Source organism: Peribacillus deserti (genome assembly GCF_002863585.1).
GTDB lineage: Bacteria > Bacillota > Bacilli > Bacillales > DSM-1321 > Paraperibacillus > Paraperibacillus deserti_A.
Window position 1 is genome coordinate 1 of the sequence record NZ_PGUY01000037.1, and the last position, 13,777, is coordinate 13,777.

General features: G+C 42.5%; 18 protein-coding genes. 14 read left to right on the plus strand and 4 right to left on the minus strand.

All coding sequences use genetic code 11. The features are described from left to right. Positions 1 to 232: 232 nt before the first annotated feature. Positions 233 to 661 (minus strand): VanZ family protein, encoded by a 429-nt coding sequence (locus CUU66_RS11795; RefSeq protein ID WP_101642364.1) that lies wholly within the window; start codon positions 659 to 661, stop codon positions 233 to 235. A 205-nt stretch (positions 662 to 866) separates the two neighbouring features. Between CUU66_RS11795 and CUU66_RS11800 the strand changes: the two genes are divergently transcribed. Both CUU66_RS11800 and glsA read left to right on the plus strand, forming a co-directional pair. Then, entirely contained in the window at positions 867 to 1,304 is a 438-nt protein-coding gene (locus CUU66_RS11800) for a GyrI-like domain-containing protein (RefSeq protein ID WP_101642367.1), read from the plus strand. A 116-nt stretch (positions 1,305 to 1,420) separates the two neighbouring features. Beyond that, the gene (gene glsA / locus CUU66_RS11805; protein WP_101642538.1) at positions 1,421 to 2,356 is read left to right on the plus strand and encodes a glutaminase A; all 936 of its coding nucleotides are present in this window, start codon (positions 1,421 to 1,423) and stop codon (positions 2,354 to 2,356) included. A gap of 432 nt (positions 2,357 to 2,788) precedes the next feature. Here the strand turns inward: glsA and CUU66_RS11810 are convergent, their stop codons facing one another. Then, complete coding sequence (locus CUU66_RS11810) at positions 2,789 to 3,457, minus strand: SOS response-associated peptidase (protein ID WP_101642369.1); 669 nt, start codon at positions 3,455 to 3,457, stop codon at positions 2,789 to 2,791. Between the two features lie 221 nt (positions 3,458 to 3,678). Here CUU66_RS11810 and CUU66_RS11815 point away from each other — a divergent pair, with 221 nt between their 5' ends. The 5 genes from CUU66_RS11815 to CUU66_RS11835 all read left to right on the plus strand — a co-directional run bounded on the left by CUU66_RS11815 (position 3,679) and on the right by CUU66_RS11835 (position 7,367). Next, positions 3,679 to 4,065 carry a DoxX family protein gene (locus CUU66_RS11815; protein WP_101642371.1) on the plus strand — a complete coding sequence of 129 codons (387 nt, stop codon included), beginning with the start codon at positions 3,679 to 3,681 and terminating at the stop codon, positions 4,063 to 4,065. Positions 4,066 to 4,149: 84 nt separating this feature from the next. Next, positions 4,150 to 5,124, plus strand: a complete 975-nt coding sequence (locus CUU66_RS11820) for a ring-cleaving dioxygenase (RefSeq protein WP_101642373.1) — start codon at positions 4,150 to 4,152, stop codon at positions 5,122 to 5,124. Between the two features lie 10 nt (positions 5,125 to 5,134). Beyond that, entirely contained in the window at positions 5,135 to 6,091 is a 957-nt protein-coding gene (locus tag CUU66_RS11825) for a ring-cleaving dioxygenase (protein ID WP_142383724.1), read from the plus strand. Further along, complete coding sequence (locus tag CUU66_RS11830) at positions 6,091 to 6,702, plus strand: alpha/beta hydrolase (protein WP_101642378.1); 612 nt, start codon at positions 6,091 to 6,093, stop codon at positions 6,700 to 6,702. Before CUU66_RS11825 ends, CUU66_RS11830 begins: the two co-directional genes overlap by 1 nt. Before the next feature lie 47 nt (positions 6,703 to 6,749). Next, positions 6,750 to 7,367 (plus strand): flavin reductase family protein, encoded by a 618-nt coding sequence (locus tag CUU66_RS11835; protein WP_101642380.1) that lies wholly within the window; start codon positions 6,750 to 6,752, stop codon positions 7,365 to 7,367. Positions 7,368 to 7,389: 22 nt separating this feature from the next. Here the strand turns inward: CUU66_RS11835 and CUU66_RS11840 are convergent, their stop codons facing one another. Continuing rightward, on the minus strand, positions 7,390 to 7,692 hold the full coding sequence (locus CUU66_RS11840; protein ID WP_101642382.1) for a hypothetical protein: 303 nt from the start codon (positions 7,690 to 7,692) through the stop codon (positions 7,390 to 7,392). Between the two features lie 359 nt (positions 7,693 to 8,051). Here CUU66_RS11840 and CUU66_RS11845 point away from each other — a divergent pair, with 359 nt between their 5' ends. Then, positions 8,052 to 8,597 carry a DUF402 domain-containing protein gene (locus CUU66_RS11845; protein ID WP_101642385.1) on the plus strand — a complete coding sequence of 182 codons (546 nt, stop codon included), beginning with the start codon at positions 8,052 to 8,054 and terminating at the stop codon, positions 8,595 to 8,597. 408 nt (positions 8,598 to 9,005) lie between these two features. On the opposite strand, the gene CUU66_RS24165 is transcribed toward CUU66_RS11845, so the two are convergent. Then, complete coding sequence (locus tag CUU66_RS24165) at positions 9,006 to 9,161, minus strand: hypothetical protein (protein ID WP_180955262.1); 156 nt, start codon at positions 9,159 to 9,161, stop codon at positions 9,006 to 9,008. 423 nt (positions 9,162 to 9,584) lie between these two features. Here CUU66_RS24165 and CUU66_RS11850 point away from each other — a divergent pair, with 423 nt between their 5' ends. The 6 genes from CUU66_RS11850 to CUU66_RS11875 all read left to right on the plus strand — a co-directional run bounded on the left by CUU66_RS11850 (position 9,585) and on the right by CUU66_RS11875 (position 13,704). After that, on the plus strand, positions 9,585 to 9,914 hold the full coding sequence (locus CUU66_RS11850) for a DUF485 domain-containing protein (protein ID WP_257967976.1): 330 nt from the start codon (positions 9,585 to 9,587) through the stop codon (positions 9,912 to 9,914). Next, entirely contained in the window at positions 9,911 to 11,449 is a 1,539-nt protein-coding gene (locus tag CUU66_RS11855) for a solute symporter family protein (RefSeq protein ID WP_101642388.1), read from the plus strand. The genes CUU66_RS11850 and CUU66_RS11855 overlap by 4 nt, the downstream gene beginning before the upstream one ends. Before the next feature lie 152 nt (positions 11,450 to 11,601). Further along, on the plus strand, positions 11,602 to 11,907 hold the full coding sequence (locus tag CUU66_RS11860) for an antibiotic biosynthesis monooxygenase family protein (RefSeq protein WP_101642390.1): 306 nt from the start codon (positions 11,602 to 11,604) through the stop codon (positions 11,905 to 11,907). Further along, on the plus strand, positions 11,904 to 12,278 hold the full coding sequence (locus CUU66_RS11865; RefSeq protein WP_257967977.1) for a hypothetical protein: 375 nt from the start codon (positions 11,904 to 11,906) through the stop codon (positions 12,276 to 12,278). Before CUU66_RS11860 ends, CUU66_RS11865 begins: the two co-directional genes overlap by 4 nt. Further along, complete coding sequence (locus CUU66_RS11870; protein ID WP_101642392.1) at positions 12,279 to 12,929, plus strand: cobalamin B12-binding domain-containing protein; 651 nt, start codon at positions 12,279 to 12,281, stop codon at positions 12,927 to 12,929. After that, entirely contained in the window at positions 12,916 to 13,704 is a 789-nt protein-coding gene (locus CUU66_RS11875) for a Stressosome protein rsbRB (protein ID WP_101642395.1), read from the plus strand. The genes CUU66_RS11870 and CUU66_RS11875 overlap by 14 nt, the downstream gene beginning before the upstream one ends. Positions 13,705 to 13,777 lie beyond the last annotated feature (73 nt).

A 13,777-nucleotide genomic window follows, 5' to 3' on the forward strand; every position in this document is an offset into this window, starting at 1 on the left:
TGGAACGTAAGGTGCGAGACTCCTGCGGGAGCAGCGGGACAGGTGAGACCCCACAGGCGAAGCCGAGGAGGCTCATCGCCCGCCCCGCGGAAAGCGAGCATCCTCACGTTCCAATCTACCTCATTGTTCAATAACAACAAAGTTTGCGAAAACAGCCTATAAAAAAACATACTCTCTTACTTATTCGATGAGAACCATGTTTATGCCAATTTACAACGTATTTCTTACGTATTTAATCTTTGTTTCGGAAAGACAGCCAACCCTTTAAAAAGAAGCCAAACAAACTGCCTAAAACGTTTAGTATCATATCATCCACATCAAAAGAACCTATTCTAAAAAGCAATTGAAGGACTTCGATCAAAAATGTGATCAGGAATGAAAAAAGAAATAAACGCACCCAGTTATGAATTTTCCGCCATAGTAAGGGTGCTAAAAAGCCGAAAGGAATAAAGGCCAGGATATTTCCAACCAGATTATTTGTCAGAAGCCCTATATGTATGGAGTCAATTGCGTTAAAATCACGGGAAATGGAACGGAAAGGAACAAGGTTGTAATCTAACGTTCCCTGGACACTCTGACGATAACCCGATAAAAACAAAAGATAAAACAAAACAACGAAATACAGGATGGAAATGATAGATATGAAATTTTTTTTGAACATAAAAAAGCCCCTATAAAATGAGTTGAACTACAAAGCTGAAGCAGCTACCGTCCTTTATACCCTGCCTCATAGCTATTTATTCTTTTTTCTACTCATTTGAAGGAGATTACGCATAAGCTGCAGAATGCTTCTACTAAAGTAAAAGGTCCCGCAGCACCCAAAGACAGCTGCGCTCCTTAAATAAAGCGATGAGGAGAGATAACCAATGGATATAGTCATGAAAGAGGAATTCTATGTAATTGGCAAGAAAGTAACCTGTCCCTGGCAGGAGCTGGGAGCACTGATGCCTGAAGCTTGGAAGACGGTCATGGAGAGAAAGGACGAAATTCCCAACCGTCTATCTCCTTACATACTGGATATCTGCCTGCATGTGATCGATGGTGAATTCACACAGCTGGTAGGTGTAGAAGTGTCATCCTTAGAGCATATTCCCGATGGATTAAATGGGGCCGTAATACCAAAACAAAAATATATTTACTCTAAACATACGGATTCCGTGATGGATATCGCAGGTCACTTTGGCCGAATGATTGAATGGGCAAAAGAAAATTGCCTTACCATTGATCCATTTGATTTTAAGATCCAGTATTCCCCCGAATATAATGAAGAGCGGGGATATGACTTATATTTTAAGCTTGCATAGCTTGACTGAAAAGAACCATTTTCGATTAAGAGAAAATGGTTTTTTTTTATGGATGGAATGATTTGTGCCTGTGCGCGGACACTAAAGGATATGAAATGACTCATTTTAAAAGGGTGATGAAATTGTTGTGCGAATCAGCATCTGAATTAGAACATCTTGTGGCTATGGCAAAACCATTTGCTAAGGAAGGAAAAGTAGCCGATTATATTCCTGCACTAAGTAAAGTTGACGGTGAATTATTATCGGTCTCTCTTTTTTATCCAGATGGATGCAGCTATACAGCTGGGGACGGCAATTTAATTTTAACTCTGCAAAGTATCTCCAAGGTCATAACCTTAGCTCTTGCTCTTATGGACAGGGGGGAGGACTTTGTGTTTGAACGGGTAGGACAGGAACCAACGGGAGATCCGTTCAACTCCATCGCTAAACTAGAGACGATCAATCCTTCAAAGCCTTTAAATCCTATGATCAATGCGGGTGCTTTAGCCATAACAAGCATGATCAGGGGGCAGGATGGTGCAGAACGGATTGATAGGATCCTGCATTTTATTCATGAATTAACCGGGAATCCCGGTCTCTCCTACAACAAGAAAGTGGCACTTTCGGAATATGATACTTCTCACTTAAACCGTGCCCTTTGCTATTTTATGAAGCAGAGCGGCATTATAAATGAAGATGTAGAGGAGCTTATGGAACTATATTCCAAGCAATGTGCCATTGAAATGGATTGTTTGTCCCTGGCTAAAATGGGGTGTGTGTTTGCGAATGATGGAAAAGATCCTGCCAGCGGCCATCGGCTGATTCCTTCAGATATCGCGCGGATTTGCAAAACCTTCATGGTAACCTGCGGGATGTATAATGCATCTGGCGAGTTTGCCATCAAAGTGGGAATTCCAGCGAAAAGCGGTGTGTCAGGCGGAATTATGGGATCCATCCCGGGGAAATGCGGGATCGGCATCTTTGGCGCTGCTTTAGATGAAAAGGGCAATAGTATTGCGGGAATCAGGCTGCTGGAAATGATGTCACGAAAATACTCACTTAGCATGTTTTAGAAGCTCAGCCATTCTTTCCAGTGTAATTTGCTCCGTCCTTGAGGGTAAATACGTTTTATCTAGAGCTGGGAGGCATTGGCATGACAATCATAAATAATGTCAGACTGTACCGGCCATTTACAGACATGGATCAGGGCATACTAGGGGGACAGTCCCCTCCGTTTAATGTAGACTGCCTATCGTAAGATCTAGCTCCAAGCTGAGACCCTCGAGTCATAAGCCAATCAGTCCATGCTCTTCTCACGGCCTGCTCGTCTTTTGCTTGGCTAACGCATAAGTGCGACTAAGCTTCTGGCTTCCTACCGTTCGCCAATCAGCAAGTCTTCTTTATCGGGTCTCTGCCTTCCAATTAATATGATCTCTGAATTTGTCTAAGTTACATTGTTTTTATAATCCATTATCTGTGGAAGGCACCGCTTTCCGCTTTTCTTTTTATATACTGTTTAATGGCGCTAGCAGTTCTGCGCTATTGTTTTTTGGTGAGTTTACCAGCTGTGAGACTGGATATTTGTCCATTTTTTCCGCGGGATAAGGGACTAGCAGTGATTTCAGGTACTCGGTGTCCTGAAGGCCCGGATTCAGCCAATCGGTATACACATCAGCCGGAAGAATGACCGGCATCCGGTCGTGCACATCTTCCGTGACGCTATTGGAATCGGTAGTGATGATGGTACATGAGTACAGCGGGCTCCCGTCCTGGGTCCAGGTATCCCAAAGCCCTGCAAAGGCAAATGTCTCTTTGTCATTCATAATGAACCGGAAAGGCTGTTTTCCGCCCTCTGTTTTCTTCCATTCATAAAATCCGTCAGCCAGAATCAAACAGCGCTTACGGCGGAAGGGCATCTTAAAGCTTGCTTTCGCGTCAATTCCTTCAGCGCGTGCATTAATCATCTTATAGCCGATTTTTATATCCTTGGCCCAATAAGGTACGAGGCCCCATTTCATTAGCTGCCCGGTACGCTTAGATCCATCAGATGTCAACGTAAGGATCTGCTGGCTGGGTGCTATATTATAATGAGGAATTAATTCCTCACTACATTCAAACTCGAATTTCGTCTGCAGCTGCTGCAAGCCCTCCGTTAATGTAAATCGTCCACACATTTTTATTCACCTCAGGTTTCATCATACCCTTTAAAAATGAAAGGAATCTACTTTTGAAGCGGCACAAATTTTTTTTATTGACATATACTATGAAATATAATATCTTTAATTCAAGATATTTAAATTAAAGGTAAATGGTCAAGTACTTCTTTTTTTATCCTAATATCTCAAATTAAAGACTTTTAATTTAAATATAAATAAAACTTTTGGAGGAATATATTATGTTAGACGCAGGTTTATTAATTATCAGGTTAGTCATAGGATTAGCATTGATGGCTCATGGAGCTCAGAAATTATTTGGCTGGTTTGGCGGCTATGGATTAAAGGGAACAGGTCAATGGATGGAATCATTGGGCCTTAAGCCGGGCTATGGCATGGCTCTCTTAGCGGGATTGGGGGAATTTGGCGGAGGATTCCTATTCGCTTCTGGTATATTCACTTGGGCAGGTTCCATTCTAATCATTGCAACCATGCTTGTAGCCATTATTAAAGTTCACGCGGCTAATGGATTCTGGGTAACTCAGAATGGATATGAATTCAATCTGATTTTAATAGCTTTAGTATTAGGGATCGCTTTAACAGGTCCTGGAGCCTATACGCTTTTATAAAATTTACTTTATAAAAAAATTGCACCCTTTTATACATTCGAATATACAATCTGCAAAAACTACTGAAAAATCGGAGGTATCATCATGGAACTGAAAGGCATACACCATGTTTCCGCACTAACGGCTAAGGCTTCAAACAATTATCAATTTTATACAAAGGTCATGGGTATGCGACTGATTAAAAAGACAGTCAACCAGGATGATACCTCTGTATATCATTTGTTTTACGGCGATGAGAAGGGAAACCCAGGAACGGAATTAACATTTTTTGAAATCCCAATGGCAGCCCGGACCCATGAGGGGGGCAGCAGTATCTCAGCCACATCCCTTAGAGTAAAAGACCACGCAGCCCTGGAATACTGGAAAAAGCGTTTTGAAGAGCACCAGGTGCCGCATGAAGAGATTGCCAACAGAGGCGGCCGGCTCACGCTCGCCTTCCGTGATCCAGAAGGACAACGGCTGATACTTGTATCTGACGAAGAAAATCAGGGTGTCGAAGCGGGAAGACCGTGGGAAAAAAGCCCTGTCCCTGCTGAGTATGCTGTGCTTGGACTTGGTCCTGTAAAACTGACTGTCAACGATCCGGAAGCAACTATAGGTATCCTTACGGATGTACTGGGATTCCGGTACAAAGGATTATATCCAAACCTAGAACCGGGCCAGCCAGAGATTTTGGTATATGAGACAGGAGAAGGCGGTACGGGTGCAGAAGTTCATATAGAAGAAAGACCAGATCTTCCCAGGGAACGTTTGGGAAGAGGGGGAGTCCACCATGTGGCCTTCCGTGTGGCTAATGAGGAAGAAATGAAGAAGTGGATAGAAAAAGTGAATGAATCCGGAATTTTAAATTCGGGCTACGTAGACCGTTTCTACTTCAGGTCTTTATATTTCAGGGAGCCGAATGGAATACTATTTGAGTTAGCGACAGATGGGCCGGGCTTTGATACCGATGAGAATATAGAACATCTAGGGGAATCTCTTGCGTTACCTCCGTTTTTAGAGGGTAAACGAAAAGAAATCGAAGCACGCTTGAAACCATTAGATACAAAGATTAAGTAAAGAAAGGAGTGTGCGTATTATGGAAAAAAGAACGGCAGGCATACACCACATCACAGCCATAGTAGGTAATCCACAGGAAAATGTGGACTTTTATGCCGGAGTGTTAGGGCTCCGATTAGTAAAAAAGACAGTGAATTTCGATGATCCAGGAACTTATCACTTGTATTTTGGCAATGAAGCCGGAAGTCCGGGAACTATTATGACATTCTTTCCGTGGCCAAATGCATACAGTGGAAAAAGGGGCTCCGGCCAGGTTGGAGTCACATCATTTGTTGTTCCGGAGGGGGCTCTCCCATTCTGGGAAGAAAGGCTGTATTCCTTTCAAATAGCCTTTGAAAAAATCACCCGCTTTGGAGAAGAATCCTTGCAGCTTATGGATCCACACGGATTGCATATTGAGCTGGTTGCAAGAAGTGAAGGCCCAGCCAGCAAATGGTCGTTTGGAAAAGTGACGGAGGAAGTGGCAATCAAGGGTTTTGGGGGAGTCATTCTTCTTTCCGTTGATCCCGAACGTACGATGGAACTGCTGGTGAATGGAATGGGGCTCGAAAAGTCAGACACTGAGGGAGACTTTACAAGATTCAGATCAACAGCTGATCTTGGAAACGTCATTGATGTTAAGCTGTCTCCGCTGCCGGAAGGATCTATGGGAGTAGGGATCGTCCATCATATTGCCTGGAGGGCAAAAGATTATGAAGACCACGAAAGCTGGAGGCAGTATATTGGCTCCAAAGGCTATGGTGTCACACAAATTTTGGACAGACAGTATTTTAATGCTATTTATTTTAGAGAAAAAGGCGGGATTCTTTTTGAGATTGCTACCGACCCGCCAGGATTTACTAAAGATGAATCCGCTGAAACAATGGGGAAAAATCTTCTGCTTCCTCCTTGGCTTGAGGAAAGACGCGCACTTATAGAAGCAAATTTACTGCCGGCAGAGGCAAGAGTTCTGGAGGAGGATCAATGATGAAACATATTTTTAATAAGGGGACAAACCCTGAGGCTCCTACACTGCTGCTGCTGCATGGAACTGGGGGAACGGAGCACGACCTGCTTGGTCTTGCAGAATTAATCAGTCCTGAGTCGAACGTATTAAGTGTGAGAGGGAATGTTTTGGAAAACGGCATGCCCAGGTTCTTCCGCAGGCTCGCTGAAGGAGTATTTGATGAACAAGACCTTATTCTCCGTACGGCAGAGCTAAATGATTTTATAGATGAGGCTGCGGCTGAACATGGATTTGACCGGGATAATGTGGTAGCGGTAGGTTATTCCAACGGTGCAAATATAGCAGGCAGCTTGTTATTCCATTATGAACATTCACTTAAAGGGGCGATCCTTCACCACCCAATGGTGCCAAGGAGGGGAATTGACGTGCCGGCAATGAATGGCCTGCCTGTCTTTATCGGCGCGGGTAAGAACGACCCAATCTGTCCGGCAGCCGAAACAGAAGAACTAAGCACCATCCTCGAGGGGGCCGGAGCAGACGTGGAAATACACTGGGAAAACTACGGCCATCAGCTAACGCGGTCAGAAGTAGACAAAGCAGGGGACTGGTTTAAGCGCAGGTTTGGGAAATAATCGGGAAATGGGGGACTGTCCCCCATTTCCCAAAGGAAGGTGATGGCATGTTTTCGTTGGATCCCTTAGAGTTGAGTGAGCGGGAGAATTATAAGTTTTTGATTGGGAGTGTTATTCCCCGTCCGGTTGCATTGGTGTCGACAATATCGGATGAGGGTGTAGTGAATGCGGCGCCTTTCAGCTATTTTAATATTGTGAGCTCAAATCCACCGATGATTTCAGTATCCATACAGCGGCGGAATGGGAAGCCGAAGGATACGGCCAGAAATGCACACGCAATAGGAGAAATGGTTGTCCATATTACAGATGAAACCATCGTAGAAGCCGCCAATGGAACGGCCATTGAGCTAGAGCATAATCAGAGTGAGCTGGAACGTGTTTCACTTACGCTTGTCCCGAGCACCAAACTGAAAGTCCCTGGAATAAAGGAAGCGAAAGTCCGTTTAGAATGCATCGTTGACAGAATCATCCCCCTCGGAGGAACAGACAATGAACCCGGCTGTGACCTCATTATTGGGAAGGTCGTTCAATATCATATAAGGGAAGATTTATATGACAAAGGAAGAATAGATCCAATAGGGCTTCAGCCTGTCAGCAGACTCGCAGGCAACAGCTATTCGAAGCTGGGGGACATTTTTGATTTAGAACGTCCTAAAAAGCAGTAAGGCTGCCATCAAACAGATAGCCTTACTGCTTTTTTTGCCAATTCGTTACGATAGAAACGACGGTCATGAACATCGCAGCAAATAAAAGGAAAATGGAGAGAATCCATGTAAAGACAAAGACACGGCCGATGGCAAAGCTGCCGGGGCTTGGTATGGGAGAGGCAATGACAACGTACAAAAGTGGAATAGAACATAATATATAGATTATACCTAGGCTTCGTTTGATCCGGGTTGTTCTTTTGCCAATGGAAACATAAATAAAAACAAATGAAACGAACAACAAAATCAAAGTTAGTGATGTATGAAAGAAGGAACCGAGCAACATATGAAAATCCCCTTAATACGTTCTTGCCTTTATCATATGAAGAGGCACGGGTGCTGAGAATAGGGAATGCAGGTTTTATTTAGGCTGTTTTCGCGAACTTTGCTGCTATTGAACAACAGGGTGATTGGAGCGCAAGGCACTGAACAATAGGGTGGCGTAACAAACCTTATTAAAAAACAACAATCTTTTTAGAAAAGAGCCTTTATTTAATAGGGATCAGCACGTTTTAACCTGCATTTGTGAAGCCGGCTGCGCCTAAAGACAGTCACGCCTTAAAATATTGGCAAAAGTAAAAAATAAGTGTCACATTTTTCCTTAATTTTGTTAAAATAACAAAAAAGACAAGAAAGGGAGCGACAATGAAAAGGAAAAATGCGGATCGAGAGACTTGGGACCGTTTGCTGAAGAGCCAATTTCAAAGTAACAGGTCAAACGATTATAACGGAATGTGGACACGTATTGATATCTTCAAAATCCGCGAACCCCTTTTTGTAACGTACAATAATGTAACTCAGTGTATTGTACAGGAAGGCTACAGCTGGATTCAGCTTTTTCCAAAGGGAGAGCTGTATACAGTAACCGCTGTCGTTAATGAAAAGGGGCAGATCATTCAATGGTATATGGATGTCTGCTGGCAGCATGGTATCAATGAGAATGGTATTCCGTGGTATGATGACTTATATCTCGATCTTGTCATATTGCCGACAGGAGAATACTTCATTTTAGATGAAGATGAACTCCAGGAAGCCCTAGATTCTGAGCTCATCAATCAGGAACAATTTGATTCAGCGTATCGAACACTTTTCAAGCTCATTGAAATGCACAAATCAGGGTCTTTCCCACTGCTTGAGATAAGTGAGAATTATAAAATGAAGGCATCTGAAAAAGTGAATCTTTATAAATGAAAAAAACCAAGTACACCCGATAACGACCAGGGTGTCTTGGTTTTATTTAGGCTCTTTTCTAAAAAATGTTGTTTTTTAATAAGTTCTGTGAACCTACCCTATTGTTAAACAGTTTGATTGGAACGTAAGGTGCGAGACTCCTGCGGGAGTAGCGGGACAGGTGAGACCCCCACAGGCGAAGCCGAGGAGGCTCGGGCGCCCGCCCCTAAGGTCCGCGAGCATCCTGTAGTGGAAATCAACCCCCTGGTTCAATAACAATAAAGTTTGCGGAAACAGCCTTTATTTATATGGATTATGCTGTTTCTTAAGCCGCTGTACACGATGTGCGAGCAGCGAAAACTTAACAGCCTTTCCTGCCGAAAAATGTTTTAAGGCAGGTTTCGGGAAGTAATAAAAACACCTCGGGAGTTATACCCGGGGTGCTTCCGAAGGAGTTTCATTGGAATTGGACTTTTCTAAATGTTCATATGCTATTAGGGTACAACCTAACTCGTTTTCAAATTGTCTCAATTTCTCTTTTTCTTCATTGGTTAAATGTGCGATATGAAAGTCATTTACACTCATTTATCAACCCTCCCAGATACAAGTATTACCGGTATTGAAGAATTTAAACCCAAGCTTTATCAAGCTTTGATTTAGACCTGAACTTGTATTGCTAAAAACTGTTTTCCTCATTGCATCAGATGGATCTCTTAAATCTTGGGCTGCCGCCTCATTTAATTGGGAAGCAGATTCAACAGTTGTTGTGCTCCCTAAAACATAAATTACGTGTTTTTCGCACTAATTTCTTGCATATTTGTAAAGTGAATTACTATAATTAAAGCCATAAAAGATTTTGAAAAATCAGTCTTTTTTAATTTTGGTGAAAGGTGGTGGCAAATAAATTCCTAAAATCATTTTTCAACGAAGAGAAAATCAACTGGGGATTTTGATAATCAATTGTCCGGCGTATGGGCTGGCCACATGTTCGAGAGGGGGATTTCTTTAGTGGAAGCGAGAAAAATTAACGAATTTAATGAAAGCGATTACAGTAGAATCGCTCGTTCGCAATCATTTCAAGATCTGCTGTCAGAGAAGAAAAAATTTATTTTGCCTATCACCATCTTCTTTTTCTGTTTTTACTTTGCCCTTCCCATTCTTACTTCTTATTCCGACATTTTAAATACTCCATTTATTGGCAGTATTACATGGGCCTGGGTATTTGCATTCCTTCAATTTATCATGACCTGGGGCCTCTGCATGCTTTACTCCCGAAAAGCTGCAAGATTTGATCAGCTGGCTGAAAAGGTAATTCAAGAAAGGGGTAAAGGATCATGAATACTGCTGCTTTTACAATGTTTCTGGGAATTGTCTTTGTAACTTTGATCATTACGTATTACGCATCGAAAAAGACTAATAATGCGAGTGAATTTTATACGGCTGGAGGGGGGCTGACCGGGTGGCAGAACGGCATGGCTATCGCTGGGGATTATATGTCGGCGGCCTCATTTCTCGGTATTGCCGGTGCTGTTGCTTTATCAGGATTTGACGGATTTTTCTACAGCATTGGATTCTTGGTTGCATACTTAGTTGTTCTCTATCTGGTTGCCGAACCGATGCGCAACCTTGGAAAATATACATTCGCTGATATGATAGCCGCACGTTTTGACACAAAGAAAATCCGCGGATTTGCAGCGATGAATACAGTTGCTATCTCCATCTTTTACATGATTGCACAGCTGGTAGGGGCAGGTGCTCTTATTAAATTATTATTAGGATTGGAATATACTACTTCTGTGCTTATCGTTGGAGTTTTGATGACGGTATATGTAATTTTTGGCGGGATGCATGCCACAAGCTGGGTTCAGATTGTAAAAGCGGTTTTACTGATGGGGGGAACTCTCCTTATCTCGATCATTGTTTTTGCCAAGTTTAATTTCAGCATTACAGGTATGTTTGCCCATATGAAAGACGCCACCCCATTAAAAGAAGCGTTTTTAAATCCAGGGGTGAAATATAAAGACGGCCTTGATACCATTTCACTGAATATGGGGCTTGTTCTTGGTACAGCCGGTCTGCCTCATATCCTTGTCCGTTTCTTTACGGTTAAGGATGCGAAGACAGCCCGTTCGTCTGTTGTGTATGCGACATGGATCATCGGTATATTCTATGTGATGACGATTTTCCTTGGCTTTGGTGCGGCTGCCTTCGTTGGAACGGCAGAAATTACGGCAGCCAATGCTGCAGGAAACATGGCAGCTCCGCTTTTAGCCAAGGCCCTTGGCGGCAATATGCTGTTTGCCTTTGTCTCAGCCGTAGCCTTCGCCACCATCCTGGCTGTTGTGGCTGGACTTGTTCTTACAGCAGCTTCTGCGTTTGCCCATGATTTTTATAATGAAATTCTCCGCAAAGGAAAAGCTACAGAGGGGCAGCAGGTGAAAATGGCGAGATATGCGTCAATAGGTGTGTCTGTGCTGTCTATTATCCTTGCGTTATTTGCGCAGTCTCTTAACGTCGCATTTCTTGTTTCTCTTGCTTTTGCCGTTGCTGCAAGTGCAAACCTTCCAGTTATTTTATATACAATTTACTGGAAGCGATTTAATACCACAGGTGCCATTTCGGCGATGGCAGTTGGTTTAATATCGGCTGTAGGCCTGGTATTGATCAGTCCAAATGTTATCAATCCTGTAGCCGGAGCGGCCATCTTTGTAGGCGAACCGCTATTCCCGTATACAACACCAGGCATAGTGTCGATTCCGCTTGGATTCCTGGCAGGATACCTTGGAACCATCTTCTCGAGCCAAAAAGCCGATGTCAAGAAATATGAAGAAGTATTAGTCAAAACAAATACAGGTATTGGAATGGGCCAATAAAACCGTATAAACCTTATAAAAGAGCTGAGCCTTCAGCTCTTTTTTCTTTAGGGGAAAAAATCGGGAAATGGGCCCCCATTTCCTTTTTGTCTTGGCTGAAGTTTACTGTTATCATTAGAGTATTGCAAATAACTGAGGGGGCTTGGCAAGGAATGTATACTGTTTTTTCTACTTTTGATGTTCCGGACGGTAAAGCGGATGAGCTAATTGAGATTTATCGGAATCGTTCGCGTTCGGTGGATCAGGCTCCCGGATTTGTTGATTTCTTTCTTTTACAGAATGATAAAAAGCCTGGCGAATTAACGGTACAGCTTTTGTTTGATGCAAAAGAGGATTATCTAAAATGGGTTCGAAGTGAAGAGTTTAAGAGAATTCATGACTTAGAGAAGAAATATCCAGATAAAGAGCTGGCAGCCGTAATTCCGAAGGTTCAACAGTTTAAGGTGGTGGCAAAATGATGCATATGGATAGAATCATTAATTCTGTTACCGAACTAATCTATCAAAATGAGCCTGCTCTTTTCGACCGATATGGTGAAAAGGGGAAAGCCAAATGCAAGGAAGATAACCACCATCATTTTAAACATCTGCATACGGCGTACGAATTGGCAGACTCTCAGTTCTTCATTGATTATGCCATATGGCTGAATGGCATACTGACAAAGCATGGGATGGAGACAAGGCATCTGACAGACAATTTTTCCATTATACATGAAGTGCTAGATCAGCCGGAACTCAATCAGGAAGACGAGATTATTGCATATCTTTCATACTTAGAGGAAGCAGTACAAGTGCTTTTGTTAAATGAGGAGACGAAGGGGGCTATCTAAATGGATGATAGACATAAAGCTTTCGCCCGAATTCTACTAGAAGGCAATGTGGAAGCCGCTCTCGAATATATTAAACAATATAATTACTTTGATAGATTCTCTATATTTGACCATATAGTAACTCCTTCCCTATTTTATATAGGCGAACTTTGGGAACAGAATGAAATATCTGTTGCAGATGAACATTTGGCTACAGGAGTATGTGACTTTGTCCTTTCACGCCTCTATCCTCCTGCAGGATCTGCAGGATCCCTTGCGAAGAAGGCTATGTTTTTCTGCCTCGAAGGAGAACAGCATTATCTTGGTTTGAAAATGGTCAGCAGCCTTTTTGAAGAAAAAGGCTGGAGCACTCGAAATCTCGGTCCAAATCTGCCTCTGGAATACGCTTTTAATTACGCTAGAGACTGGAGACCTAATATTATTGGACTATCCGTATCGATTGTTTACCATCTTCCTAAATTAAAGACCTGTGTCGAAGCACTTGCTAAACTGCCGTATAAACCGATCATACTTGTCGGCGGCAGGCTCGCAGGGAAATATGATTTAGAGCCCTACTGTGAGAACAAAGCGGTTATATTAAAAGACCTGGAATCATTGGAGAGCTGGGTCAGCCAGACCATACTGGGGGAAAAATTAGATGCATTATCCTGAAGAATATCTTCCTGTTCCCTATTTTAAAATAGATAACAATCTGAATATTATCAGCTATTCACTTGAGGCGCTGAAGCATTTCAATCTTGAAAGCAAGAAGTTCACCAGCCTGATTGACGAAGGCAGTATCGACAAGTTATACAACAATCTTTTTTCTACTAAAAATAACCAAAAAATTGAACTGAATTTCCGAACCAAATATGAAGAAATAGCATTATTTGAAACTCATATCTCTACAGACCATGAGGATCATTGCCATCTAGTGCTGATGCCGATAGGAAATTCCATTCATATTCTCGAAGAGCGCCTTTCAGCTCTGCAGAAAAGACTGTTAAGTACGGACTTTGAATTATTTGAAAAGAAAGAGGAGCTTGTAAAGGCTATGAAGCGCCTTAATGAGCTTTCTGGACCATTTATTCCTATATCGGAAGAGCTTGCATTTGTTCCGATTTTTGGAAATGTTACTGCTGAAAAAATGAAAGTCATCAATGCAAATACGATAAAACATGTGTACGAGGGTGACTTCCACACGGTTCTATTCGATTTTACAGCAGTCGGAAACTTTAAGAGCAGCGGCATCCTATTATTAGGTGAACTGTTTCAAATGCTAAACTTAATGGGAAACAAGAAAATTAAATTGATCGGGCTGAAACCGAGCCACTGCTTTCAGCTGAACGACCATCTGATTGATTGGCCGGTTGTCTTTGAATCAACACTTAAGCAAGTCATAAAAACAGTGCAACAGAAAAAACAAATACAAAAACGCCTCACGTAATGGGAAGAATCAATTACAATGAGGGCGTTTTTTTTGCCGCGAAAAGACCTTGGGAAATAATCCGGGAAATGGG

Coding starts and splice junctions, on each gene's coding strand:
- CUU66_RS11795 (WP_101642364.1), bottom strand. CDS start 661: ATGTTCAAAAAAAATTTCATATCTATCATTTCCATCCTGTATTTCGTT.
- CUU66_RS11800 (WP_101642367.1), top strand. CDS start 867: ATGGATATAGTCATGAAAGAGGAATTCTATGTAATTGGCAAGAAAGTA.
- glsA (WP_101642538.1), top strand. CDS start 1,421: ATGAAATTGTTGTGCGAATCAGCATCTGAATTAGAACATCTTGTGGCT.
- CUU66_RS11810 (WP_101642369.1), bottom strand. CDS start 3,457: ATGTGTGGACGATTTACATTAACGGAGGGCTTGCAGCAGCTGCAGACG.
- CUU66_RS11815 (WP_101642371.1), top strand. CDS start 3,679: ATGTTAGACGCAGGTTTATTAATTATCAGGTTAGTCATAGGATTAGCA.
- CUU66_RS11820 (WP_101642373.1), top strand. CDS start 4,150: ATGGAACTGAAAGGCATACACCATGTTTCCGCACTAACGGCTAAGGCT.
- CUU66_RS11830 (WP_101642378.1), top strand. CDS start 6,091: ATGAAACATATTTTTAATAAGGGGACAAACCCTGAGGCTCCTACACTG.
- CUU66_RS11835 (WP_101642380.1), top strand. CDS start 6,750: ATGTTTTCGTTGGATCCCTTAGAGTTGAGTGAGCGGGAGAATTATAAG.
- CUU66_RS11840 (WP_101642382.1), bottom strand. CDS start 7,692: ATGTTGCTCGGTTCCTTCTTTCATACATCACTAACTTTGATTTTGTTG.
- CUU66_RS11845 (WP_101642385.1), top strand. CDS start 8,052: ATGAAAAGGAAAAATGCGGATCGAGAGACTTGGGACCGTTTGCTGAAG.
- CUU66_RS24165 (WP_180955262.1), bottom strand. CDS start 9,161: ATGAGTGTAAATGACTTTCATATCGCACATTTAACCAATGAAGAAAAA.
- CUU66_RS11855 (WP_101642388.1), top strand. CDS start 9,911: ATGAATACTGCTGCTTTTACAATGTTTCTGGGAATTGTCTTTGTAACT.
- CUU66_RS11860 (WP_101642390.1), top strand. CDS start 11,602: ATGTATACTGTTTTTTCTACTTTTGATGTTCCGGACGGTAAAGCGGAT.
- CUU66_RS11865 (WP_257967977.1), top strand. CDS start 11,904: ATGATGCATATGGATAGAATCATTAATTCTGTTACCGAACTAATCTAT.
- CUU66_RS11870 (WP_101642392.1), top strand. CDS start 12,279: ATGGATGATAGACATAAAGCTTTCGCCCGAATTCTACTAGAAGGCAAT.
- CUU66_RS11875 (WP_101642395.1), top strand. CDS start 12,916: ATGCATTATCCTGAAGAATATCTTCCTGTTCCCTATTTTAAAATAGAT.